The following is a 17,825-nucleotide window of genomic DNA, read 5'->3' on the forward strand; positions in this document are numbered from 1 at the left end:
CCATGGGGTCGCGCAAGCCCGTGCGGGCCGCCGGCGGCCTCGTCGTCGACGACGCGGGTCAGGTCGTCGTCGTGCACCGCCCGCGCTACGACGACTGGTCGCTGCCCAAGGGCAAGCTCGAGCGCGGCGAGGACCACGAGGCGGCCGCCCTGCGCGAGGTCGCCGAGGAGACGGCGCTGCGCTGCGCGCTGGTGCAGGAGCTGGCCCCCGAGGCCTACATCGACCACCGCGGCCGGCCGAAGACCGTGCGCTGGTGGCGCATGTCGGTGCTGGAGGACCTCGGGTTCGTGCCGGGCGAGGAGGTCGACGAGCTGCGCTGGCTGGCCCCCGCCGACGCGGCGGCGCTGCTGACCTACGAGCACGACCGCCGCCTCGTTCTCGCGCTGGGCCGCGCCGGGGCCGCGCCGCGGGCCGGCGGTCACTGAAGCTCCAGCGCCGCGGCGGCGAACGTCCTCCAGGCCGCGCGCCGGGCCTCCCGCGCCACGGCGTCCAGCCGCGGCGCGATGCGCTGCGTCGCCGGCAGCAGCGCGGCGAGGTCGCGCGGGTCGGCCAGCAGGCCGGCGCCCACGAGCGCCAGGCCCGCCGCGCCGGCGACCGTGGCGTCGGCGCCCGCCCGCTCGACGGGCACGCCGAGCAGGTCGGCCTGCAGCCCGGGCAGCAGCGGGTCGTTGGTCAGGCCGCCGTCGATCCGCAGGACCTCGACGCCCCCGAGCGCCTCGACGATGTCCGCGACGCGGTGCGCGACGGCGTCCAGCGCGGCGCGCGCGAGGTGCGCGGGCGTCGTGCCCGCGGTCATCCCGGCCAGCACGGCGCGGGCCTGCGGCTGCCACCACGGCGCCCCGGCGCCCGCGAGGGCCGGCAGCAGGCGCACGCCCCCGCTGTCGGGCACCCCGGCCGCCAGGGCGGCGAGCGCCGCCGCGTCGGGGGCCAGGCCGAGCGTCGCGCTCATCCAGTCCAGCAGCGCCCCGGCGGCGAACACGCCGCCGTCCAGCGCGTACTCCACACGGCCGGCGGCCTCCCAGGCCACCGTCGGCAGCAGACCGGGCGCGCGGCGCGGCCGGTCCCCCGCGTGGGCCAGGACGAAGACCCCGGTGCCGTAGGTGGCCTTCGCGGCGCCCGGCGTCACGCACGCGGCGCCCGCCAACGGGGCCTGCTGGTCGCAGACGCGGGCGCGCAGCGGCAGGTCCACGGGCCAGCGCGGGTGCGAGAGCACGCCCAGGTCGCCGGCCGTCGGCGCGACGGCGGGCAGCGCGTCGCGCGGAACCCCGAACGCGGCGCACAGCTCCGCGCTGAAGCCGACCTCGCCGAGGACCTGCAGCGCCGTGCGCGACGCCGTGCCGGCGTCGGTCCCCGAGCCCGCGCCGAGGCGGTCGCACAGGAACGCGTCGACGGTCCCCAGCCGCACCGCGGGGCCGGCCTCGCGCGCCAGCCAGGCCAGCTTGGGCGCCGAGAAGTAGGGGTCGGGCGGCAGGCCCGTGCGCGCCAGCAGCGCCGGGTCGACGGCGTCGTAGGCCTCGGCGCCGCGCTTGTCCTGCCAGACGACGATCGGCGAGCGCGGCGCGCCCGTCGCGGCGTCCCAGGCCAGGACGGACTCGCCCTGGTGGTCCAGGCCGCAGGCGACCACGGGCCGCCCGGCGGCGGCCTCCAGGACCTCGGCGACCGCGTCGACGACGGCCTCCAGGACCTCGAGCGGGTCCTGCTCGACGCGCCCGGGCGAGGGATGGGCCACGGCGACGCGCCGGCGCGTCATGGCCACGGGGCGCAGCCGCCGGTCGAACATCGCGACCTTGACCGCGGTGGTCCCGTCGTCGATGCCCAGGACGAGCCCGTCGGAGCTCATCCCAGCGCCCGGTGCTCGGCCGCGCGCCGGTACCACGGCCCGGCCGGGACCCGGCCCCACCCACCCGGTCCTCCGCGCAGCTCGGCCTCCGGGCCGTCGGCGCCCGCCAGGGCGGCGACGCGCTCGGCGATGGCCAGCGCGGCCGTCAGCCCCGTCGAGCGGATCGCCGCGGCGTGCACGAGCGCCGGGTCGGCCTCCGAGCGGCGCACGACGTAGTTGGCGCCGCCACGCCCCGCGGGACGCAGGCCGGCGTAGGCGAAGACGGGCTCGGCGCCGTCCAGCGCCGGGTACAGCGAGACGGCCTGGCCGAGCAGCTCGCCGCGGGCCTCCGGGCGGACCGACCAGTCCTCCTCGTCGAGGTCGACGGCGGTCGGCCCGGCGATCGTGCGCCCGTCCAGCGTCCCGAAGACGAGCACGCCCTTCGTGCGCTTCGTCGGGACGGGCAGCAGGATCTGCGGAGGCGGCGTGACGTCGAACACGAGGAACTCGCCCTTGCGCGGATGCACGTCGAAGCTGTCGTCCCCGTGCAGGCGGGCGACCCGGCCGGCGCCCAGGCCCGCCGCGTTGACCACCAGGTCGGCGTCGGCGACCCGCCCGGTCACGGCCGTGCCGGTGGCGATCCGCGCGCCGTGGCGCTGCGCCGCGGCGCCCAGCGCGAGCACGAACGCGACGGGGTCGGTGAGGCCCTCGCCCGGGACCTCGAGGCGCCCGTCGTCGCCGATCACGACCGTCACGCCGTTGCGTGCGGCGCCCTGCGCCAGCGTCGCGACCGTCTCGCGCTCGGCGTCGTCGCGCGGCGTCAGGACGGCGCCCGTGGCGGCGAACGGCACACCCAGGGCGGCCAGCACCGGCGGGCGCAGGACCGCGGCGCGCAGGATCAGCTCGGTCTCGAGCTCGCCGGGCACGGAGTCGAAGCCGGTGTGCAGGATCCCCGAGTTGGTGCCGCTGGCCCCCAGGCCCAGCGCGGGCGCCGCCTCGCGCAGCTCGACGCCGGCGCCGCGGCGCGCGAGGGCCAGCGCGCAGGCGGTCCCCACGATGCCCCCTCCGACGACGACGGCACGCATGGGCGCACCGTACCGGCGTGTCCGCGCGGCGGCGATCGGCGCGCGGCCCCCCGCCGTACCCTCGAAGGCGATGCCGGAGGGCGACACCATCCACTACGCGGCCAACCGGATCCGCCCGATCCTCGCCGGCGTCGCGCCGGACGAGGTCCGCACGCCGCACGCGCGCTTCGGGCGCGACCGCTGGCCGGAGCGCCTGCAGGGCCGGGTCGTGGAGGCCGTCGAGGCCCACGGCAAGCACCTCTTCCTGCGCTTCGAGGGCGACCTGACGATCCACTCGCACCTGCGCATGACCGGAGCGTGGCGCGTACACGCCGACGGCGCACGCTGGGCGCGGGCGCCGCGGCGCGCGTGGCTCGTGCTGCGCGCGCGGGGCCAGGACGTGGTGCAGTTCGACGGCCCCGTCCTCGAGCTGCTGTCGGAGACCCGGCGGCGCTTCGACCTGCGCCTGGCCACGCTGGGGCCCGACATCATCAAGGAGGACTTCGACGAGCGCGTCTTCCTGCGGCGCCTGCGCGAGGACGACCCCACGCGGCCCATCGGCGACGCCATCCTGGACCAGCGCACGATCGCCGGGATCGGCAACCTGTGGAAGGCCGAGTCGTGCTTTTTGGCCCAGATCGACCCGTGGCGCCCGTCGGGCGAGGTCAGCGACGACGAGGCCCTGCGCATCGTCCACGAGGCGCGCCCGCGGATGCAGCGCTCGGCGGTGGACGGCAACCAGACGCGCTTCAAGGCCATCTACGGCAAGGCCGGGCAGGTCTGCCCGCGCTGCGGCGAGGCCAAGATCCAGCAGCGCGGGCAGTGGGACGACAACCGCCGGACATACTGGTGTCCCGCATGCCAGAGATGACGCCCACCCCCCGCCCGACCCGTCGCATCGGCCACAAGGGGGCCGACCACATCGCGCCCGGCAACACGACGGCGAGCTTCGACGCCGCGATCGCCCACGGCTGCGACATGGTCGAGTTCGACGTGCTGCCCGAGCATCCCGACCGCAGCGGCGGCCTCGTGCTGGCCCACGACTTCAAGGCGCTGGCCCAGCGGACCCCCCTGACGCTCGAGGAGGGCCTCGACCACCTGTGCACCGCGCCGTTCGAGGGCATCGAGCTCAACCTCGACCTCAAGCTCGCCGGCTACGAGGAGCGGGTCATCGCCGCGCTGCGCGAGCGCGACATGGAGGCGCGGACGCTCATCTCCACGATGGAGGTCGAGTCGCTGCCGGTCGTGCGCGCCGCCTCCGACGCCGTGCGGCTCGGCTGGTCGGTGCCCCGCGCCCGCCGCGACTACCTGGCCAACCGGGCGACCAAGCTCGCCGCCCTGCTCTACATCCGCGTGCTGCAGCGCACGGTGCCGCGGGCCGTGGCCCGCGCGATGCGCGCCGGCGAGATCGACGCCGCGATGTCGCACTGGTCGCTCGTCACCCCGCACTTCGTGCGCACGGTCCGCGCCGCCGGCGGTGAGCTGTACGTGTGGACCGTCGACGACGCGCAGCGCATCCGCCGCCTCGAGGCGATGGGCGTCACGGGCATCACGACCAACGATCCGCGCCTGTTCGACGCGTAGGCTCCGCACATGGCGACCGCCGACCAGCGCTTCGGGATGCCCGACGGCAGCGTGTACATCGTGCGCCGGCCCGCGGCCGAGACGGGCGGCGAGGCCGTCGAGATGGAGTTCGTGCTGCCGGCGCGCTGCGTGGCGCCGCCGCCGCACGTGCACCCGAGCCAGACCGAGGAGTACGAGGTGCTGGAGGGCACGCTGGACGTCATCGTCGACGGGCACCGCACCACCCTGCGCGAGGGCGAGCGCGCGACGGTGCCCGTGGCCGCCCTGCACACGTTCGCCAACCGCTCCGGGAGGACGGTCCGCGTGCGCAACTGGCACCGCCCGGCCCTGCGCTTCGAGGACTACATCGAGCGCACGAGCACCACGCTGCGCGAGGCCGGCGTGCGCCGCAGGCGCGACCCGCGCATCGCGCTCCACGTCTCCATGGTCATGTTCGAGTTCGCCGAGACGCTGGCGCCCGGGCGCCGCCGCGAGCGCGTCCCCATGCGCGTCCTGGCCCTGCTCGGCCGCCGGCTCAGGGCTGGATGACGCACTCGGCGGCGCTGGCGCCCGCCGGGTCGGAGCCGATCGTGCCGCGGTGCCCGGCCGAGGTCACCCTGCGCGCCTTGCGCACGACCTTCTTGCCCTTGCGCCACTCGAAGCTGACCACGCCGCGCAGCCGGTAGGTCTGCCCCGCCGGCGGCGGCGTGATCGCGAAGTTCCACCCCGACTCGCGGCGGCGGTACTTCGCCGGGCCGACGGAGCGGAACCCCGAGTCGGCGGTGGCGTCCCCGTTGGCCCACTGGCCGGCCGACACCTTGAAGTACTGGACCATGAACCGCATGTACATCCGCTCGCCCAGGCGCCCCGAGCCGGGCATGGACGCGCGGATGCCGATCGTGTCCGGGTGCTTGGCCGTGTCGCAGACGTTGATCGTGGCCCACAGCAGCCTGGAGTGCGTGAGCGCCGACGTGGGCGGGTCCGTCGCAGCCCCGGCGGCGGCCGGCGCCGCGACGCCGAGGAGGGCGGCGACGGCGAGGGCGCGGCGGCGGGCGGGCACGCGCGCAATGTACCGGGGTGTGATGGATCGCCCGCGCGGCCGTAGTGTCGTCGTGGGATCAGTCATGGAGCTCTCCACCTCCGAACCGCCGGGCGCCGGGTTCGATGCGCTGTACCGCGCCACGGCGTCCGACGTGTTCGCCTACGTCATGACGCTGCTGCGCGACCGCGCGGCGGCCGAGGACGTCACCGCGGCCGCGTTCGAGCGGGCGTTCCGGCGCAGCTCGACGTTCGACGCGCGCCGGGGCACCCGGCGCGCCTGGCTGTTCGGCATCGCGCGCCACGCGGCGCTCGACGAGCTGCGCCGTCGGCGGCGCGCGGCGGCGCTGCTGGCCGACCCGGCCGACCCGGCCGACCCCGGCGCGCCGGCGCCCGCCGGCGAGGACGAGGAGGTCGCGCTGCGCCGGGCCGCCGTGCGCACCGCGCTGGCCGGGATGGAGGCGCGCGACCGCGAGCTCATCGCCCTGAAGTTCCACGCCGGCCTGTCCAACGCCGAGATCGCCCGGGTCCTGGGCGTCTCGGAGACCAACGCCGGCACGCGCGTGCACCGCGCCGTCTCCAAGCTGCGAAAGGCCTGCCATGAGCCCGCTTGAGCCGCCCCCCGACGCCGAGCTCGAGCTCCTGGCCGCCGACCTGCGGGCCCTGCGCCCGCAGCCCGACCCCGGGTTCCTGGCGTCCCTGCAGGCCCGGGTCGACGCCGGGTTCCCGGACCCCGCGTCCCCGGCGTCGCGGGGGCCGCGCCGCCTGCGGGTGCCCGCGGGCTGGCGCCGGCCGCGGATCCTCGTCCCCGGCGTGGGCGCCGCGCTGGCCGCCGCGATCGTCGCGCTGGTCATCCTGCTTCCGAGCCCGGGCGACGGCGGCGACCAGGCGTCGTCCTCGCGCCCCGCCGTGGGCACCGCGGTGGCCCCCGAGGCCGCCGACTCCGCGGCGTCGTCGTCGGGCTCGGCGAGCAGCTCGGCGTCCGTGGCGCCCCAGGCGTCCTCCGGCACGGCGAAGGCCGCCCCCGCGCCGTCGTCGTCGGCGCCGCCGGTCGCGTCGCGCAAGGTCCAGCGCGCGGTCCAGCTCACGCTGACCCCGGCGGCCGCCGACGTGCAGGGCACGGCCGACGGCGTCGTGCGCGAGACGCAGGCCTCCGGCGGCTACGTCCAGGCCTCGCAGGTCGACACGCGCGACGGCGGCGGCAGCGCGTCGTTCACGCTGCGGATCCCGACCGCGCAGCTCGACGCGGCCCTGGCGCGCCTGTCCAAGCTGGCCCACGTCGGCTCGCTGACGCAGGACGGCGCCGACATCACGGCCGCGTTCACGTCGGCGCAGGCGCGCCTGAGCGATGCCCGGGCCCAGCGCGCCGCGCTCCTGCAGGCCCTCGGCCGCGCGCAGACCGACCGCCAGGTGGCCGCCCTGCGGGCCCGCCTGCGCGACAGCCGCACCGAGATCAGCCGCCGTCAGGCCGCGCTGGACGCCGTGCGGCGCCGCGCCGACCTCTCGACGGTGCAGGTCGAGGTGCAGGGCACGGGCGCACCGGCCCACCACGGCGGCGGCGCGTGGACGCCGCGCGACGCGCTGCGCGACGCCGGCCGCGTCCTGCAGGTGGCCGCCGGCGTGGCGCTCGTGACCGGCGCCGTCCTCGTGCCGCTGGGGCTGCTGGCCGCCGCGGCCGCGATGGCCGGGCACGGCGTGCGCCGGCGCCGCCGGGAGGGCGCGCTGGATCGCGCGGCCTGAGGGCCGGCGCGCGGTGCGCAACTAGACTGCGCGGGGTGTCCACGACCGCGCAGAGCATCGAGCTGCTGGCCCAGGTGCCGGTGTTCGAGGCCCTGGCCCCGGCCGACCTGCTCGCGGTCGCCGAGGTCGCGGTCCCCCGCCAGTTCCCCGCCGGGCAGGTCATCTTCCGCGAGGGCGACTCCAGCGACACGTGCTACGTGCTCAGCCGCGGCCACGTGCGGGCGGTGCGCGAGAACATCGACGGCCGCACGATCGCGCTGGCCCACTTCGGTCCCGGCGACATCTTCGGCGAGCTGGCGATGTTCGACGACGAACGACGCTCGGCGACGATCGAGACGCTCGACGAGGTCGAGGCGATCGGGATCCTGGGCCAGGACATGCGCCGGCTGCTGCGCGAGCACCCCGACATCTCCGTCAAGCTCGTCATCGCGCTGGGCCGGCGCCTGCGCGAGGCCAACGAGCGCCTGTCCCGGCAGTCCTTCCAGACCGTCCAGAGCCGCGTCGCCGGGGTCCTGGGCCAGCTCGTGCGCCAGGCCCAGGCCGAGGGCGCCGGCCAGACCGACGTCCTCGTGACGATCACCCAGGCCGAGATCGCCCAGCTCGCCGGGTCCTCGCGCGAGTCGGCCAGCCGCTTCCTCGCCGTGCTCGAGCGGGCCGGCGTGGTGTCGCAGGGCCGCGGGCGCCTGACCGTCCACGACCCCCCGGCGCTCGAGCGCTACGTCTACTGATGGCGCGCTCCGGCGGGGCGTCGGCACCGTCCGAGCACTCGGCCGGCGGGGTCGTGGTCCGCGACGGCGCCGACTGCGTGGTCATCGTCCCGACACGCCGCGCGGCGAGCGGGTCACGTGTTGTGGCGCTTCCCAAGGGCCACGTGGACCCCGGCGAGACGCCGCCGCAGGCCGCTGCGCGCGAGGTGCGCGAGGAGGCCGGCGTCCACGCGCGCCTGGTCGACCCCCTGGGCTCGGTGCGCTACTGGTACATGCGGGACGGGCGCCGCATCGCCAAGCGCGTCGACTTCTTCCTGTTCGCCTACGTCTGGGGCGACGTCGGCGACCACGACCACGAGGTCGAGCGGGCGTTCTGGATGCCCCTCCAGGAGGCGGCACAGGCCCTCTCCTACGAGGGCGAGCGCCAGATGGCGGCCCGTGCCCTGTCGCGCATGGTCCCCGACGGGTAGTCTCCGCCGTCGGATGCAGGTGCTGAACTTCTACTCCACGATCTTCGCCGACCAGCTCAAGCGCGGGCGCAAGACGGCGACGATCCGCCTGGGCGACAAGTCCCACAAGTACAAGAAGAACCAGGCGGTGATGGTGACGATCGGCTACCAGCACTCGCCGCGGGAGAAGATCTTCGACGCGGTCATCGACCAGGTCGAGGTCAAGCGCGTGCGCGAGCTGACGCCGCGCGACATCGAGCACGACAACCCGGAGTTCCGCCGCCACGAGGAGATGATCCACTTCCTCGAGCAGATCTACGGCAAGAAGGTCACGATGGAGGACATCGTCACGGTCGTGCGGTTCTCGCAGATCATCGTCCACCCCCCGTCCTTCACGGACGCCCGCCTCGGCATCGGCGGGGCCCAGAACTAGCTTCGGCACGGCACGGCGGGGCACCGTGCTACGCGTCTTCATCGCCGACGACTCGCTGGGGTTCGGGACGCTCGCGGCCGCCTGGCTCGAGGTCCACGACGACATCGAGGTCGTCGGCGCGGTCCGCAGCGCGGCCGAGGCCCTCGAGGCCGTCGTGCCGGCGGCGCCCGACGTCGTGATCCTGGATCGCCTGCTGCCCCAGCCCGAGCACTCGCTGGAGGTCCTCGCCCACGTGCGCCGGCATCTCCCGGGCGCCGCCGTGCTGCTCGTCTCCGGGATGCCCGACGACGAACTGGGCCAGGAGGCGGCGCGGACGGGAGCCGACGGGCATGTGAGCAAGGCCGCCAACGCCGAGGCGCTCACCCAGGCCGTCCGGCGGGTGGCCGCCCGGGGCCCCGGCCCGGCACCCTCCTGACCGCGCCGGAGCGGCGGCGCGTCCGCTCAGCGCTCGCCGGGCGGGGCGACCGAGGTCGTCGGCGCCGGTGCCGACGGGAACGCCGCGGCCAGATGGCCGCCCGCCGGGGCGGTGACGGCGGGCCCGGCCGCCGTGCTGCCCGGCCGGCAGGCCAGCAGCCCGCCGGCCAGCGCCAACCCGCAGGAGCCGACGGCCATCCACAGGCCGCTGCCGACCTTGATCACGTCCGCCGCGGCCGCACCGCCGGGGCGCACGACGACGTGCTCGACCGAGACGGCCAGGCCGACGGCGGCGGCGGCCGCGATCCCCCGGCCGGCGGCCGTCGCGTCGACGCTCACCGACGGGCCGAAGGCGCCGGCCGCCCCCACGACGAGCGCCACGACGGCGATCGCCGCGACGCAGAGCACGACGTCGGCCCCGCGGAGCTCCTGCCACCCCGAGGCCTCCAGGCGGGACGGCAGCACGGCGAGGAGGCCCTTGGCGAACGCGTTGAGCGGCGACGGGGTCTGGTCCAGCTGGCCGCCCAGGGTGTCGCGGAAGGCCTGCGTAAGCTCGATCCGATACCACGGCCGCCAGAGGGATGCGAGGGCGACGAACGCCCCCGCGAGCGCCACGATGTGCCCTCCGCGCAGTCCTTGCGTCCTCATGCGGACACCCATCGGCGCGGAAGCGTGTGAGGACCAGAGGGGCGGACGAATGGCCGACGACCTGGCACTCAGATGTGAAGAGTGCCAGCGAGCAGTTGACGACGGCCTCGCGAACGCTAGGATGGTCGCAGGACGCTGGCACTCGCCCGATGCGAGTGCCAATCGGTACGGCGTCATCGTTGCAGTTGTCCGTCACCTCAACGGAGGTCACCAGAATGAAGCTCAAGCCTCTCGGCGATCGTCTGATCGTGCGGGCCATCGAGGAGGAGGAGAAGACCGCCAGCGGCCTCGTCCTCCCCGACACGGCCAAGGAAAAGCCCCAGAAGGGCGAGGTCATCGCCGTCGGCGACGGCCGCTACGACGAGGACGGGGAGAAGCGCATCCCCCTCGACGTGTCGCAGGGCGACACGGTCCTCTACAGCAAGTACGGCGGCACGGAGATCAAGGTCGACGGCGAGGACCTGCTGGTCCTTCGCGAGTCCGACGTCCTCGCCAAGGTCGAGAACTAGGAGATTTCATGGCTCACAAGGAACTGAAGTACAGCGGCGAGGCACGCAAGGCCCTCGAGGCCGGCGTCGACGCCGTCGCCAACGCCGTCAAGGTGACGCTCGGCCCCAAGGGCCGCTACGTCGTCCTCGACAAGAAGTTCGGCGCCCCCACCATCACGAACGACGGCGTGACCATCGCTCGTGAGATCGAGGTCGAGGACGTCTTCCAGAACCAGGGCGCCCAGCTCGTCCGCGAGGTCGCCACGGCGACCAACGACGTCGCCGGCGACGGCACGACGACCGCGACCGTGCTCGCCCAGGCGATCGTCCGCAACGGCCTCAAGAACGTCTCGGCCGGCGCCAACCCGATCGCGCTCAAGCGCGGCATCGAGGTCGCCGTCGAGCAGATCGTCGACAACATCCGCAAGCTCTCCAAGCCCGTCCAGGGCAAGGAGCAGATCGCCCGCGTGGCGACCATCTCCGCCGGCGACGAGGAGATCGGCGACGTCATCGCCGACGCCATCGAGAAGGTGGGCAAGGACGGCGTCGTCAACGTCGAGGAGGGCCAGACGTTCGGCATGGACCTCGAGTTCACCGAGGGCATGCAGTTCGACAAGGGCTACGTCTCGCCCTACATGGTCACCGACCAGGAGCGCATGGAGGCGGTCCTCGAGGACCCCTACATCCTGATCGCCAACCAGAAGATCGGCTCCGTCCGCGACGTGCTGCCGGTCCTGGAGCAGGTCATCCAGTCGGGCCGTCCGATCCTCATCATCGCCGAGGACGTCGAGGGCGAGGCCCTCGCGACGCTCGTCGTCAACAAGCTGCGCGGCACGTTCACCGGCGTGGCCGTCAAGGCCCCCGGCTTCGGCGATCGCCGCAAGCGCATGCTCGAGGACATCGCCATCCTGACGGGCGGCGAGGTCATCACCGAGGAGATGGGCCTCAAGCTCGAGAACACGCAGCTCTCACAGCTCGGCCGCGCCCGCCGCGTCGTCGTCGCCAAGGACAACACGACGATCGTCGACGGCTCGGGTGACGCGGAGGCCATCAAGGGCCGCATCAACCAGATCAAGGCCGAGATCGAGAACACCGACTCGGACTTCGATCGGGAGAAGCTCCAGGAGCGCCTCGCCAAGCTCTCCGGCGGCGTCGCCGTCGTGAAGGTCGGCGCGGCCACCGAGACGGAGATGAAGGAGAAGAAGCACCGCGTCGAGGACGCGCTGCAGGCCACCCGCGCGGCCCTCGAGGAGGGCATCGTGCCCGGCGGCGGCGTCGCGCTGCTGCAGGCCTCCGTCGGCGTCAACGCCGACTCGGTGGAGGACGAGGACGAGCGCACCGGCGCCCGCATCATCCTGCGCTCGCTGGAGGAGCCCCTCCGTCAGATCGCGGAGAACGCCGGCCTCGAGGGCTCGGTCGTCGTGGCCGACGTCCGCAAGGCCAAGAAGGGCTACGGCCTCAACGCCGCGACCGGTGAGATCGTCGACCTCGTCGCCGCCGGCGTGATCGACCCCGCCATGGTGACGCGCTCGGCGCTGCAGAACGCGGCGTCCATCGCCAAGAACATCCTGACCACCGAGGCGATCGTCGCCGAGATCCCCGACAAGGACGGCGGCGGGGGCGGCGGGATGCCCGACATGGGCGGCATGATGTAGACCCATTCCCTGACGGGAATCGGCTCAGCGAGCAATGGCCTGGCCGCCATGCTCGCGACGGCTCTGGAGGGCCCGGCGTTCGCGCCGGGCCCTCCGTCGTTTCGTGGATGGGGTAGGACTGGGGCGTGCTCTTCTACGAACCGGCCGACCGCCCACGCGACCTGCTGCCCCACGACCCGTTCAAGGCGCTCGTGGCCCCGCGGCCCATCGGCTGGGTCTCGACGCGCGGTCGCGACGGCGCGGTGAACCTCGCGCCCTACAGCTTCTTCAACGCGGTGTGCGACCGGCCCCCGATGCTGGCCTTCTCCAGCGCCGGGCGCAAGGACTCCATGACCTTCGCGACCGAGTCGGGCGAGTTCGTGTGGAACCTGCCGACCTACGACCTGCGCGAGGCGATGAACGAGACCTCGGCCGCGCTGTCGCGCGGCGAGAGCGAGTTCGCACGGGCCGGCCTCGAGCTCGCGCCCTGCCGCCTGGTGGCCGCGCCGCGCGTGGCCGCCAGCCCGTGCGCGCTGGAGTGCCGGGTCGTCCACACCGTCGAGCTGCACGACGTCGACGGCGCCAGCGCCGACCACCACGTCGTGTTCGGGCAGGTCGTCGGTGTCCACCTCGACGAGGCCTGCATCAGCGACGGGATGGTCGACACCGCGGCGTTGCGACCCATCTCGCGCTGCGGCTACACCGACCGCTACGCGGTGGCGGACACGTTCTTCTCCATGGCCCGGCCCGCCGCGTAGGCTCGACCGCCATGGACTACACCATCAAGAACCTGCGCGACGTCGACGACATGGCGCCCAAGTTCGGCTTCGGCGGCGTCCAGGAGGCCCGCTTCGCGCGCGAGGATCTCGGCGCCAGCGACACCGGCCTGGCCTTCCACCGCGTCAAGCCGGGCTGCCGCCAGGGCTTCGCCCACCGCCACGAGGCGGCGGAGGAGATCTACGTCGTGCTGTCGGGCAGCGGCCGCGTCAAGCTCGGCGACGACATCACGCCGGTGCGCCCGCTGGACGCGATCCGCGTCGCGCCGGCGGTGGCGCGGGCCTTCGAGGCCGGCGACGACGGTCTCGAGCTCCTGGTGTTCGGGCCCCACGTCGACAAGGACGGCGAGATCGTCGAAGGGGACTTCTGGGCCTAGGCGGGTGCCGGCCCAGGGGGCCCGGCCCGCCGCCGCCTGGGCCGGCCGCGCCCTCAGTGCTCGTGGCCGTGGCCGCCGTGGTCGTGGTCGTGGCCGCCGTGGTCCTCGGCGGTCATCGCCTCCAGCAGCGACATCGCCGCGAGCTGGGCCGGCGTGCCCGCGATCGAGCCGTCGGCCATCTCCTCGAGCTGGGGCGCGAACGTCACGTGCACGCTGACCTCGTCGCCGCCGGAGTCCTCCAGGACGATGACCGCGCGGCCGGCGCCGGGCAGCGCCGCGGCGTCGGCGAGCGCGACCCGCGCCGCGCTGAGCACCTCGACGGCCAGCTCGCGCCAGTGCTCGACGGCCTCGGCCTGCTCGTCGGCGCCCATGCCGGCGAGGTGGTGCTGGTTGCGCGCCGCCAGCGCGGCGACGCCCGCCTCCACCGAGCGCGTGCCCAGCAGCGCGTCGGCGTCGATGGTGACGGGTCCCTCGGGCTCGGACGACATGGCGCCATGGTGGCAGACCGGCGCCGATCGCCTCAGCCGCCTCCCAGCACCTCGCCGACGCCCCTCAGCCGCGTCCGCAGGAGCCCGCGTGCCCGCGTGCAGTCCAGCGTGCAGTCGCCGGGCCGCCCCGGGGGCCGCGAACCGGCCGCCAGGCCCGCGGGATCCAGCCCGGCGGCGACGACGACCAGCCGCGCGAACGCATGGCGGTCGACCGCGTCGGCGCCGGCGACGTGCAGGACGCCGGCCTCCGACCGCGCCGCGATCTCGAGCAGCGCACCGGCCAGGTCGCCGACCTGCACCGGGCAGCGGATCTCGTCGGCGAAGAACGTCACGTCGCGCCGGCCGGCGGCCGCGGCCAGCGCGACCTCCTCGTGCCTGGAGCGCGGCGCGCCCGGGCCGCCGTAGAGCAGGGAGGTCCGGACCGCCAGCGCGCCGGGGTGCTCGTGCGCGACGGCGGCCTCGGCGTCGGCCTTCAGCCGGCCGTAGGCGGTGACGGGCGCGACGGGTCCTCCTCGCGCAGCGGCCGCCCGAGGTCGCCGGTGAACACGGCGTCGGAGGACAGGTGCACGAGCCGCGCCCCGCAGGCCGCCGCCGCGGCCGCGACGTGGCGCGCGCCGCCGGTGGTGACCGCCGCGGCCTGGTCGCCGTCCTGGACGTAGGCCGTGTGGATCACCGCGTCGGGCGCCTCGGCGGTCAGCAGCGCACGGACCGCCGCGGCGTCGCGGACGTCGAGCGGCGCGGTGCGCCACGGCGCGCCGCCGGGCGGCCGGTGGCGCAGCCAGGTCCCGACGACCTCCCAGCCCGCGGCGTGCGCGGCGGGCGCCAGCGCCCCGCCGAGGTGGCCCGAGACACCGGTGATCAGGAGCTTGGGCACGCGTCGCCTACGATAGGCCGGTGCCCGAGGGAACGGTCGTGAGCCTCGCCCGCTGGCCGGTGAAGTCGCTGGCGGGGGAGCCCGCCGAGAGCCTGCGGCTGGACCGGCGCGGCATCGCCGGCGACCGCGCCCACGCCCTGTTCGACGAGCACAAGGGCGCGCCGCGGCGGCTCACGGTCCGCCAGGCGCCCGGGATGCTGCGCTGGGCCGCCGCCTACCCGGGGCTGCCGGGCGACGCGCTGGACCCCTGCGCCGTGCCGCTGCCGCAGATCACGGCGCCCGGCGGCGCGACCTACGCCTGGGACGACCCGGCGCTGCCCGCCGCGCTGGCCGACGACCTCGGCCGCGCGGTCGCGCTGCGCCGCGACGAGGCGCTCATGCAGGACCTCGGCGACTCGGTGCTCGTCACGACCCGGGCCACGCTGGAGGCCGTGTCGGAGGCGCTCGGCCGCCCGCTGGACCTGCGGCGCTTCCGCACGAACATCCACGTCGTGCTGGACGCCGAGGCCTACGCCGAGGAGCGCTGGCCGGGCCGGCGGCTGCGCGTCGGCGAGGCCGTGCTCGACCTGCTGCACCCGTGCGAGCGCTGTGTGATCCCCACGCGCGACCCCGACACCACGGCCAAGGACGCCGAGATCCTGCGCTGGCTGACGCGCGAGCGCGCGGGCCTGTTCGGGATCAACGCGCGGGCCCGGGGACCCGGGCGGGTCGCGGTCGGCGACCCCGTGGCGCTGCTGTAGGGCTCTGGGCGAGTCATACGCCGCGCTCCACGCGGCGCAGCCCCGTCATCGCCCACGCCGTCAGCACCGCGGTGAGCCCCACGGCGCATCCGAAGGACAGCGCGACGCTCGTGGGCTGCCCGGAGATGAAGCCCCGGCCCGCCTCGACGATCGCCGTGAGCGGATTCCAGGAGGCGACCGCCTCGATCCAGCCCGTCAGCAGGTCCAGCGGGACGTACACCGGGGCGAGGAACAGCACGAGGAAGATCGGGATCTGCATGACCGGCCCCGCCTGCACGGTCTTGGCCCGCAGCGCGATGCCGACGGCCCACAGCGTCGCGGCGGCGTTGAGGATGATCGCCAGGCCCAGCAGCCCCACGAGGTCGACGCCCGAGCCGTCGATCCGCATCCCGCCGACCAGGCCCGCGACCGTCACCGCCACGCCGGTCAGCGCGAAGCGTCCGATGGCCGACAGGACGTAGCCGAGCACGAGCCCCGAGCGGTGCGGCGCGGCCAGCAGCAGCCGCCGCGCGAAGCCGTTCTCGAAGTCGAAGGCCACCGCGAAGCCGGTGAACACGCCGCCGAACGCGGCCGACTGCAGGAAGACGAACACGAACTGGAACGACGTGTAGCCCGACGGGAAGTCGAAGCCGGGCACGTCGGCGACGCGCGACAGGCCGCCGGCGAAGGACACCAGGAACAACAGCGGGAACAGCATGGCGGGGATGAACAGCGCCGGGTTCTTGATGGCCGTGAGCATGTAGCGGCGGAAGACCGCCAGGGCCACGTGCAGGGACCCGCGCAGCGCCGTCACGTGCGCTCCATCCGCGTGGCCAGGCCGCGCGAGGCCGCCCACAGGCCCAGCACCGCGATGGCGATCCCGGCGGCGAACCCGCGCCACAGCGCGGTGCCGTCCCATCCCGTGATGACCAGGCTGCGCAGCCCCTCGACGAGGTAGGACACGGGGTTCCAGGAGGCGACGGTGCGGAACCAGCCCACCGCGATGAGGTCGCGGGGCAGGCTCATCGACGACAGGAAGAACAGGACGAAGATCAGCGGGAACAGGCCCTGCACGGCCTGCGAGGAGCCGCTCTGGGCGGCGAAGAACGCGCCGATCGACGCGAACGCGAGCGCGACGAGCAGCGCGAGGACGAGCAGCACGAGCACGCCGGCCACGCCCGAGCGGAAGTCGACGCCGAGGGCCAGGCCGACGGCGAGGTAGGCCAGCGACCCGACGAGCGCCATGAGCAGCGCTCCGGCCATCTGGCCGATGAGCAGCGCGCCGCCGCGCAGCGGCGTGAGCTGCAGGCGGTTCAGGAAGCCCGTCTCGATGTCGTTGGCCAGCTCGGTGCCGGCGGTCGTCGACGAGAACAGCGCGCCCTGCATGAACGGCACGGTGATCGCGAAGTCCAGGTAGTCCTTCGTCGGGAACCCGGGGATCTTCGTGGCCGACGACAGGCCGCTGGCGTTGACGGCCAGCAGGAACAGGGGGAAGACGATCGTGGGCACCACGAGCGCGGGCTGGCGCAGCGTGCGGCGCACCGAGCGGCGCGCCAGCAGCCCGACCTCGCCCAGCAGGCCGCCGCTCACGCGGCCCCCACCTGCTCGCCGTCCTCGTCGCCCGCCGCGGCCCCGGCGCCCTCCAGCGAGCGGCCGGTCTTGGCCAGGAACACGTCGTCCAGCGAGGGCTGGTGCAGGGCGAGGCTGGCCACGACGATCCCCTCGGCGTCCAGTGCGCGGACGACCTCGGCCAGCGCCTGAGGGCCGCCGGCCAGCCGAGCCGCGACGCCCGCCGGCGAGGCGCCGGCCTCGTCGCCGAAGCCGGCCAGGACGCGCGCGGCGTCGGCGCGGCGCGCGGCGTCGGCGGGCCGGACCTCGACGGTCGAGGCGCCGATCTCGGCCTTGAGCGCCTCGGGCGTGCCCTCGGCGACGATGCGGCCGCGGTCGATGATCGCGATGCGGTCGGCCAGGACGTCGGCCTCCTCGAGGTACTGCGTCGTGAGGAAGACGGTCACGCCGTCGTCGGTGGCCAGGCGGCGCACCTCCTCCCAGAGGGCGCTGCGGCTCTGGGGGTCCAGGCCCGTGGTGGGCTCGTCGAGGAACAGGATCGACGGGTGGTGCACGAGCGCGAGCGCGAGGTCCAGCCGGCGCTTCATCCCGCCCGAGTAGCCGCCGACCTTGCGGTCGGCCGCCTCCGTCAGCCCGACCCGCGCGAGCAGCTCCACGGCGCGCTTGCGCCGCAGCGCCCGGCCCATGCCGTGCAGGCCGCCCTGGAGGTCGAAGTGCTCGCGCCCGGTCAGGTAGGCGTCGAGCGCGGCCTCCTGCAGCGCCGCGCCGATGCGCCGGCGCACCGCGGGGCCCTGGGTGGCGACGTCGAGGCCCGCGACGCGTGCGCTGCCCGCGGTGGGCGGCAGCAGCGTCGTGAGCATGTGCACCGTCGTGGACTTGCCCGCCCCGTTGGGCCCCAGGAAGCCGTAGATCTCGCCGGGGGCGACCTCGAGGTCGATCCCGTCGACGGCGCGGATGCCGCCCTTGAACTCCCGAACCAGTCCGCGGACCTCGATGCCGTTGTCGGGACCGGGCATGCCTGCGAA

23 protein-coding genes and 1 pseudogene are annotated in these 17,825 nt (G+C 75.1%); 15 read left to right on the top strand and 9 right to left on the bottom strand.

The annotated features are described in order from the left end of the window. Nucleotides 1–2 precede the first annotated feature (2 nt). The gene (locus tag FSW04_RS02590) at nt 3–425 is read left to right on the top strand and encodes an NUDIX hydrolase (RefSeq protein ID WP_146915929.1); all 423 of its coding nucleotides are present in this window, start codon (nt 3–5) and stop codon (nt 423–425) included. Here the strand turns inward: FSW04_RS02590 and FSW04_RS02595 are convergent. Together FSW04_RS02595 and FSW04_RS02600 are read right to left on the bottom strand one after the other, a co-directional pair. Next, entirely contained in the window at nt 419–1,840 is a 1,422-nt protein-coding gene (locus tag FSW04_RS02595; protein WP_146915932.1) for an FGGY family carbohydrate kinase, read from the bottom strand. The genes FSW04_RS02590 and FSW04_RS02595 overlap by 7 nt on opposite strands. Further along, nucleotides 1,837–2,904 (bottom strand): NAD(P)/FAD-dependent oxidoreductase, encoded by a 1,068-nt coding sequence (locus tag FSW04_RS02600; RefSeq protein ID WP_187369183.1) that lies wholly within the window; start codon nt 2,902–2,904, stop codon nt 1,837–1,839. The genes FSW04_RS02595 and FSW04_RS02600 overlap by 4 nt, the downstream gene beginning before the upstream one ends. Before the next feature lie 70 nt (nt 2,905–2,974). Here FSW04_RS02600 and FSW04_RS02605 point away from each other — a divergent pair, with 70 nt between their 5' ends. Genes FSW04_RS02605 through FSW04_RS02615 form a run of 3 tightly spaced genes read left to right on the top strand, consistent with a single transcriptional unit; the run spans nt 2,975 to nt 4,995 of the window. Next, complete coding sequence (locus tag FSW04_RS02605) at nt 2,975–3,754, top strand: Fpg/Nei family DNA glycosylase (RefSeq protein ID WP_187369184.1); 780 nt, start codon at nt 2,975–2,977, stop codon at nt 3,752–3,754. After that, nucleotides 3,751–4,467, top strand: a complete 717-nt coding sequence (locus tag FSW04_RS02610) for a glycerophosphodiester phosphodiesterase (RefSeq protein WP_187369185.1) — start codon at nt 3,751–3,753, stop codon at nt 4,465–4,467. Before FSW04_RS02605 ends, FSW04_RS02610 begins: the two co-directional genes overlap by 4 nt. A 9-nt stretch (nt 4,468–4,476) precedes the next feature. Next, nucleotides 4,477–4,995 (top strand): cupin domain-containing protein, encoded by a 519-nt coding sequence (locus FSW04_RS02615; protein WP_146915941.1) that lies wholly within the window; start codon nt 4,477–4,479, stop codon nt 4,993–4,995. Here FSW04_RS02615 and FSW04_RS02620 read toward each other — a convergent pair. Continuing rightward, a complete protein-coding gene (locus FSW04_RS02620; RefSeq protein WP_146915943.1) occupies nt 4,982–5,506 on the bottom strand; it encodes a hypothetical protein in 525 nt (174 codons plus the stop codon). The genes FSW04_RS02615 and FSW04_RS02620 overlap by 14 nt on opposite strands. A gap of 64 nt (nt 5,507–5,570) precedes the next feature. On the opposite strand from FSW04_RS02620, the gene FSW04_RS02625 reads away from it, so the two are divergent. From FSW04_RS02625 to FSW04_RS02650, 6 genes are read left to right on the top strand one after another with little or no spacing between them, the layout of a single operon-like run. Next, the gene (locus tag FSW04_RS02625; RefSeq protein ID WP_146915945.1) at nt 5,571–6,098 is read left to right on the top strand and encodes an RNA polymerase sigma factor; all 528 of its coding nucleotides are present in this window, start codon (nt 5,571–5,573) and stop codon (nt 6,096–6,098) included. Next, nucleotides 6,085–7,224, top strand: a complete 1,140-nt coding sequence (locus FSW04_RS02630; protein ID WP_146915947.1) for a DUF4349 domain-containing protein — start codon at nt 6,085–6,087, stop codon at nt 7,222–7,224. The genes FSW04_RS02625 and FSW04_RS02630 overlap by 14 nt, the downstream gene beginning before the upstream one ends. Nucleotides 7,225–7,259: 35 nt before the next feature. Then, entirely contained in the window at nt 7,260–7,952 is a 693-nt protein-coding gene (locus tag FSW04_RS02635; RefSeq protein ID WP_187369186.1) for a Crp/Fnr family transcriptional regulator, read from the top strand. Then, nucleotides 7,952–8,401 carry an NUDIX hydrolase gene (locus tag FSW04_RS02640; protein ID WP_146915951.1) on the top strand — a complete coding sequence of 150 codons (450 nt, stop codon included), beginning with the start codon at nt 7,952–7,954 and terminating at the stop codon, nt 8,399–8,401. Before FSW04_RS02635 ends, FSW04_RS02640 begins: the two co-directional genes overlap by 1 nt. A gap of 13 nt (nt 8,402–8,414) precedes the next feature. Continuing rightward, nucleotides 8,415–8,813, top strand: coding sequence for an ASCH domain-containing protein (locus tag FSW04_RS02645; RefSeq protein WP_146915953.1), 399 nt, complete (start codon nt 8,415–8,417; stop codon nt 8,811–8,813). A gap of 25 nt (nt 8,814–8,838) precedes the next feature. Beyond that, nucleotides 8,839–9,228, top strand: a complete 390-nt coding sequence (locus FSW04_RS02650) for a response regulator (protein ID WP_146915955.1) — start codon at nt 8,839–8,841, stop codon at nt 9,226–9,228. Between the two features lie 26 nt (nt 9,229–9,254). On the opposite strand, the gene FSW04_RS02655 is transcribed toward FSW04_RS02650, so the two are convergent. Beyond that, nucleotides 9,255–9,875: a hypothetical protein gene (locus FSW04_RS02655; protein ID WP_146915957.1), complete on the bottom strand. Its 621-nt coding sequence runs from the start codon at nt 9,873–9,875 to the stop codon at nt 9,255–9,257. Between the two features lie 215 nt (nt 9,876–10,090). Between FSW04_RS02655 and groES the strand changes: the two genes are divergently transcribed. The 4 genes from groES (at nt 10,091) to FSW04_RS02675 (ending at nt 13,150) form a co-directional block, all read left to right on the top strand. Then, nucleotides 10,091–10,384, top strand: a complete 294-nt coding sequence (gene groES / locus FSW04_RS02660) for a co-chaperone GroES (RefSeq protein ID WP_146915959.1) — start codon at nt 10,091–10,093, stop codon at nt 10,382–10,384. 8 nt (nt 10,385–10,392) lie between these two features. Then, nucleotides 10,393–12,018 carry a chaperonin GroEL gene (groL, locus tag FSW04_RS02665; RefSeq protein ID WP_146915962.1) on the top strand — a complete coding sequence of 542 codons (1,626 nt, stop codon included), beginning with the start codon at nt 10,393–10,395 and terminating at the stop codon, nt 12,016–12,018. Nucleotides 12,019–12,143: 125 nt separating this feature from the next. After that, entirely contained in the window at nt 12,144–12,755 is a 612-nt protein-coding gene (locus tag FSW04_RS02670; RefSeq protein WP_146915965.1) for a flavin reductase family protein, read from the top strand. Nucleotides 12,756–12,766: 11 nt separating this feature from the next. Continuing rightward, nucleotides 12,767–13,150, top strand: a complete 384-nt coding sequence (locus FSW04_RS02675; RefSeq protein WP_146915967.1) for a cupin domain-containing protein — start codon at nt 12,767–12,769, stop codon at nt 13,148–13,150. Between the two features lie 53 nt (nt 13,151–13,203). On the opposite strand, the gene FSW04_RS02680 is transcribed toward FSW04_RS02675, so the two are convergent. Further along, nucleotides 13,204–13,638 (bottom strand): hypothetical protein, encoded by a 435-nt coding sequence (locus FSW04_RS02680; RefSeq protein ID WP_146915969.1) that lies wholly within the window; start codon nt 13,636–13,638, stop codon nt 13,204–13,206. 32 nt (nt 13,639–13,670) lie between these two features. Beyond that, nucleotides 13,671–14,512 (bottom strand): annotated as a pseudogene (locus tag FSW04_RS02685) (SDR family oxidoreductase). A 20-nt stretch (nt 14,513–14,532) separates the two neighbouring features. On the opposite strand from FSW04_RS02685, the gene FSW04_RS02690 reads away from it, so the two are divergent. Further along, entirely contained in the window at nt 14,533–15,252 is a 720-nt protein-coding gene (locus FSW04_RS02690; protein ID WP_146915971.1) for an MOSC domain-containing protein, read from the top strand. 13 nt (nt 15,253–15,265) lie between these two features. On the opposite strand, the gene FSW04_RS02695 is transcribed toward FSW04_RS02690, so the two are convergent. Genes FSW04_RS02695 through FSW04_RS02705 form a run of 3 tightly spaced genes read right to left on the bottom strand, consistent with a single transcriptional unit; the run spans nt 15,266 to nt 17,816 of the window. Continuing rightward, nucleotides 15,266–16,045 carry an ABC transporter permease gene (locus tag FSW04_RS02695; protein WP_187369187.1) on the bottom strand — a complete coding sequence of 260 codons (780 nt, stop codon included), beginning with the start codon at nt 16,043–16,045 and terminating at the stop codon, nt 15,266–15,268. Further along, on the bottom strand, nt 16,042–16,821 hold the full coding sequence (locus tag FSW04_RS02700) for an ABC transporter permease (RefSeq protein ID WP_146915976.1): 780 nt from the start codon (nt 16,819–16,821) through the stop codon (nt 16,042–16,044). Before FSW04_RS02700 ends, FSW04_RS02695 begins: the two co-directional genes overlap by 4 nt. After that, the gene (locus FSW04_RS02705; protein WP_146915979.1) at nt 16,818–17,816 is read right to left on the bottom strand and encodes an ATP-binding cassette domain-containing protein; all 999 of its coding nucleotides are present in this window, start codon (nt 17,814–17,816) and stop codon (nt 16,818–16,820) included. Before FSW04_RS02705 ends, FSW04_RS02700 begins: the two co-directional genes overlap by 4 nt. Nucleotides 17,817–17,825 lie beyond the last annotated feature (9 nt).

The sequence above is a fragment of the Baekduia soli genome (assembly GCF_007970665.1).
GTDB classification, from domain to species: Bacteria; Actinomycetota; Thermoleophilia; order Solirubrobacterales; family Solirubrobacteraceae; genus Baekduia; species Baekduia soli.